Source organism: Bacillus cereus group sp. BfR-BA-01331 (assembly GCF_022663915.1).
Taxonomy (GTDB): Bacteria; Bacillota; Bacilli; order Bacillales; family Bacillaceae_G; genus Bacillus_A; species Bacillus_A mycoides.
The window spans coordinates 1-282 of the sequence record NZ_JAKUGJ010000199.1; the positions used below are offsets into that span (position 1 = coordinate 1).

A 282-nucleotide genomic window follows, 5' to 3' on the forward strand; every position below is an offset into this window, starting at 1 on the left:
GAGTAAGAGAGGTTGTAGCGATTTGTTGATTTAACCATACACACAAAGATAAAAAATGGTGCCCATGGCACTTACGTTTTCGTTTCATTCCACCTGCTTCTATAGCTAATTGATTAAGTGTAGCGGGAGACATATATCGATATAACTCTTCGGCAAATAAAGACAGCTCTTGTTTTTGATGCATATTCATAAAAAGCACGTCACCCTTTCTCATTAACATAAGAGAATAGTAACGTGCTTTTTAGTTTAAGAATAGTCTAAATCCTTAAGTTGATGGATGTG

The 282-nt window shown here is 35.5% G+C and carries 1 pseudogene; it reads right to left on the reverse strand.

Annotation, left to right across the window (positions count from 1 at the left end):
* A pseudogene (locus tag MR155_RS32555) lies at positions 1-190 on the reverse strand (IS4 family transposase); the annotation flags it as partial.
* Positions 191-282: the final 92 nt, after the last annotated feature.